The following is a 4,431-nucleotide window of genomic DNA, read 5'->3' as shown; positions in this document are numbered from 1 at the left end:
GCTGCCGCTCGTCCGCTCCAGGCGGCGCGGTTTAGCACGCGGTGGTAGTTCACAAACCGCCGCTCCCGGCAGAGCCCGCTAATCCGCAGAATGCTGCTCACCGTACGCCGGCCGGGCGCCAGGATCGCCCCAACCAACAGCACCTCGGCATGTCGCCAACTCCGTTGCTGGAGGAGCGGCGCGAAGCATAGGATCACCGCGGCGAAGCGGGCCGGCAGGGTCAACATGGGGGCGGTCCTCTGGCCAGGACGCCTCCACCTTAGCCCGTCGCCCGCTCCGCCGCCTCACCCCGGAAATGGCCAAACTCGAGCTTAGAAGCTGTCCGCGATTAGATCCCATTCTGCGTCTGGGTTTGTGCGACAAGCCGGCGTGAGATGATGGAGACCATTGCGATCCAGACGTGCGCGGCGAAAAGGTCGGGTGCACGGTCGTACACGATGTTGAGGCGCCGGTAGCGGCTCAACCAGGCGAACAGCCGCTCGACTACCCACCTGATCCCGCTCGGCAGCAAGCGTCCGTCCCGCGTGCACCGGGCGAGACCGAGACGTGGATGTCGTGCTCGAGCGCCGCCGCGGCGAAGGGTGCGCCCTTGAAGCCGCTGTCGCCGAGAAGGTCGCCCTGGAAGCCGAGCGCGGCCAGTCTCGGCAGCGTCGGCAGGATGCCCGCGCGGTCGTCCGTGTTGGCGGGGCGCAGCTCGAGATCGAGCAGGGATCCATGCTTGTCGCAAATGACGCAGAGTTTGATGCCCTTGACCAGCTTGCCGCCATCGATGCCCCGCGCTCGGGGCGGAGCGGAGCGAGCGACTGTCGGCCACCACCGCCGAGGGCAGCACCTCGTCGTCGCGGGCCAGGCGCCAATCGAGAGTCAAGCGCTGGCCGAGGCGGCGCCACAGCCCCAGCCGGGACCAGCGCGCGAAGGTGCTGTGTAGCGTGGTGAAGGGAATGCCCGAGAGCCAGCCGGCGATGCGCCACTGCATGCCGCCGAACGTCAAGATCAGCTCGATCAGCCGCCGCCGCAAGCTCAGATCCGGCTTGCGGCCACGGCGGTGCACGCCGACCCGTTCGCGGTCCATAGCCTCCAGCTCGGCCTCGACGGCGAAGACGAACACCTCCACATCGGCCAGGATGTTCCAGCCGTCACCGCGGCTGGGGCGGGGAACGCGACGGGCGAACGCCGGCGGCAGGTCAACGGGGTTCAGGATGCCAGTGCTGGACATCGGCCCAATATGGTGGGGTAGGCTGGCACACAGCCCAACGTGTCGGTCCCGAGCTAACCTAGCTGCTTATTTCGCGTTCAGATTCTGAGCAGCCTCGACGAACAGCATCACCTATGTCCGCTTCCCACCCTACACAGCGATAACCCCCTGGCCGGGGAGGCTAGCGCCGCCCGCGACCCTATTCTGACGCTTTCGATACGAACTCCCGGGGTCGCAGCGAACTTACGTATCGTTCATGATGGCTGCGCACGCACGCCACAGGGGAGTTTCGCTTGAGCACAGGGTTGATCGCGCTGCTGGACGACATCGCCGGGCTGGCCAAGGTCGCGGCGGCCTCGCTAGACGACGTGGTGGCACAGTCGACCAAGGCAGGCACTAAGGCAGCGGGTGTAGTGATCGACGACGCGGCGGTGACGCCGCGCTACGTGGTGGGCTTTGCCGCAGCGCGCGAGGTGCCGATCGTGGCACGGATCGCCTGGGGATCGCTCAAGAACAAGATGCTGTTCCTCCTCCCCGGGGCGCTGCTTCTGAGCCTGTTCGCGCCCTGGGCGATCACGCCGCTGCTGATGCTGGGCGGGGCCTACCTTTGCTACGAGGGAGCGGAAAAGGTCTGGCACGCGGTGGCGCCGCACGGGGCCAGCCAGCACGAGGCGGCGGTGCTGGCACCGCCGGAGAACCCCAAGGCGCTGGAAGACGCCAAGGTTCGCGGCGCCATCGGCACCGACTTCATCCTGTCGGCCGAGATCATGGCGATCACGCTGGGCACTCTACCCGACGTGCCGCTGTGGGAGCAGGCGGTGGTGCTGGCGATCGTGGGCGTCGGCATCACGGTGGGTGTTTACGGCGTGGTGGCGCTGATCGTGAAGGCGGACGACGCGGGGCTGGCGATGGCGGCCGGCGAGCGCCCGATCTCGGCGATCTTCCGCCGGCGAATTGGCCAACCTAGCGACTTCGACCTCTCGGTGCGGCCGGTGACGCAGGCGATCGGGCGCGGGCTGGTGGTCGGGATGCCCTGGTTCCTCAGGGTGCTGGCAATCGTAGGCACGGCGGCGATGGTGTGGGTGGGCGGCGGCATCATCGTGCACGGGCTGGCGGCCTACGGCGTGCCGGGGGTGGAGCACGCAATCCACAGCGCCGCTGTCGCGGCAGCGGACGTGGTGCCGGCGGTTGCGGGTGCCGTGGAATGGCTGGCGACGGCGGCGGGTTCGGGTGTGGTGGGACTGTTGGTCGGCGCAGTGCTGATCCCCGTGGTACAGTTTGTTGTGTCGCCACTGATCGGCCTGTTCCGGCGTGAGCCGAAGGGACACGGAGCGGCGGGCGGCTGATAGCGAATGCCAAGGCTGCCGGCAGGGTCTGGTTAGGCTTGAGTGGGGAGCAATCCGGGGCGGACCTGCACCTTTCACTCCGCCCCGCGCCAAGCCGAACGTTTAAGGCCTATTGCTGCACTCGATCCGAAGCAGCCCTGCGAGATGGTGCTCTGGTGGTCGGCATCCGGCATCATGGCCCAGCCGGAAATAGAGTTGCAGGTTGGTAGCTCCTGCGCCCGTCCTTGGACGGGCTCTTCTCAGCCTCCGCGTCAACCCGACCAATATCGGGAAGGCGCATCAGGCGTGGTCGCGTCTCCTGACAGCAAACCAGAGGAGAATTCAGGTGGTCCCTAGCCTTGTTGCCCTTGTCATTGCGGTCCTCTTTGCCGGGGCCGCGCTCTACATCAGTATCGTCGAGCATCCCGCTCGGATGAGCCTGGAGGACGCGCCCCTGCTCGCGCAGTGGCAGCTCAGCTACAAGCGCGCCCTGCCCATTCAGGCTGGCTTGGCCATGCTGGGAGGGGCCGCAGGGCTCCTGGCTTGGTATGGCTCCCGCGAGTGGCAGTGGATGGCAGGGAGCCTGCTCCTGCTCGCAAACTGGCCGTTCACGATGTTGGTTATCATGCCCGTAAACAAGCGCTTGATGGCGATGACGCCGCAGGAAGCGGGGGCGAGAAGCCGTGACCTACTGCGTCGCTGGGGTAACCTGCACGGCGTCCGGAGCGTACTCGGCTCCGCCGCTTCCCTCCTGTTCGCCTGCGGCTTCCTCGCCACCCCTTAGGTCCGCTCTCCACCCAGCCCGGCGGTAGGCCGGGTCGGGGTATCACCGCCCGGGCCCACCCGAACCGGCCATAGAACCGAAATCGACTGATGGCATGCATTTTCTGCCCGACGAACTTGGGCGCCAGTTCACATGCGATAAGGCTTCCACTGAGCAAGCCAGCGTTCAGGACTCGAAGCAGGCGTTGAAATAATATCCATGGCAAGTCGAAACGGTGATGCGCTGCGGACGGCCTCGATCAGATCCTTATGATGGACCGGCTGAGGCCCGGCGCCGCGCCTTCCTCCCATGGCGACCGGTCCCACCGGGCCGTACTTCTCGGCCGCGGCGTGGGACGTCTTCGTAGATGCCAGGGTGCGCAAGCACGGTGCCGGAACCGCAGCGCGCCCTTGCCCTTGGGCTCGGGTCGGGTTTCGTGGCACTACGCCGCCCCTGGGAAAGCGGACCTGCCGGTATGGCCTATGAGATCGAACGCAAGTTCTTGGTAGCGAGCGACGAGTGGCGGACAGTAGCGATCGGCAGCAGCCGCCTGCGCGACGGTCTCATCGCCTGCTTCGGCAGTGGCAAGGTCCGCGTGCGGCTCGACGGAGAGCGCGGCCTGCTCACCGTGAAGGGCCCGCGGGCGGACCTTCGGCGCGCCGAGTACGAGTATGAGATCCCCACCGTGGAGGCCGAGGAAATGCTAGGCACCCTCGCTGACGGACCCATCGTCGAGAAGACCCGCTTCCAAGTGCCACACGCTGGTATGATCTGGGAGGTGGACGTCCACGAGGGCATCCTAGCGGGGCTGGTGGGTCGCGTCCCTGGGTGTGGTGTAGGAGGTCGTCGCCGTAACGGTGGCGGCCATCGCGGTAGTCCTCGGTAGGGTTGTGTTGCGACACGCAACTCTGACCCAAGGACGCCACGATGACCGATGAGAGGATCGCTCTTCGGGAGCTGCTGGAGAAGGGCTCTGATGCTACTTTCCTTCGGGAGATGATTGGCTTTGCCGCCCATCGGCTGATGGAGCTGGATGCTGAGGGGGCCTGCGGCGCCGAGCATGGCGCGCGGAGCCCCGGGCGGGTGAACCAGCGCAACGGCTATCGGGAGCGGGACTGGCAGACCCGGGCCGGGACGGTGGAGCTGCG

General features: G+C 66.8%; 6 protein-coding genes. 4 read left to right on the top strand and 2 right to left on the bottom strand.

What is annotated here, in order from left to right:
* Both BLR02_RS30215 and BLR02_RS31255 read right to left on the bottom strand, forming a co-directional pair.
* A partial coding sequence (locus BLR02_RS30215; protein ID WP_456303809.1) for a hypothetical protein occupies positions 1-227 on the bottom strand: 227 nt, incomplete at its 3' end.
* Between the two features lie 101 nt (positions 228-328).
* A complete protein-coding gene (locus BLR02_RS31255) occupies positions 329-1,216 on the bottom strand; it encodes a transposase (RefSeq protein ID WP_218128104.1) in 888 nt (295 codons plus the stop codon).
* Positions 1,217-1,500: 284 nt separating this feature from the next.
* Here BLR02_RS31255 and BLR02_RS27910 point away from each other — a divergent pair, with 284 nt between their 5' ends.
* The 4 genes from BLR02_RS27910 to BLR02_RS27895 all read left to right on the top strand — a co-directional run.
* Entirely contained in the window at positions 1,501-2,541 is a 1,041-nt protein-coding gene (locus BLR02_RS27910) for a DUF808 domain-containing protein (RefSeq protein ID WP_245705005.1), read from the top strand.
* 325 nt (positions 2,542-2,866) lie between these two features.
* The gene (locus BLR02_RS27905; protein WP_090571156.1) at positions 2,867-3,304 is read left to right on the top strand and encodes a DUF1772 domain-containing protein; all 438 of its coding nucleotides are present in this window, start codon (positions 2,867-2,869) and stop codon (positions 3,302-3,304) included.
* Positions 3,305-3,758: 454 nt separating this feature from the next.
* A complete protein-coding gene (locus BLR02_RS27900; RefSeq protein WP_090665459.1) occupies positions 3,759-4,169 on the top strand; it encodes a CYTH domain-containing protein in 411 nt (136 codons plus the stop codon).
* A 41-nt stretch (positions 4,170-4,210) separates the two neighbouring features.
* The coding region (locus BLR02_RS27895; protein ID WP_176849886.1) for a transposase at positions 4,211-4,431 on the top strand (221 nt) is incomplete at its 3' end.

Origin of the sequence: Belnapia rosea (genome assembly GCF_900101615.1) — a bacterium.
GTDB classification, from domain to species: domain Bacteria; phylum Pseudomonadota; class Alphaproteobacteria; order Acetobacterales; family Acetobacteraceae; genus Belnapia; species Belnapia rosea.
Note: the sequence above shows the minus strand (reverse complement) of the source record. Positions and strands in the feature narration are given on the sequence as shown.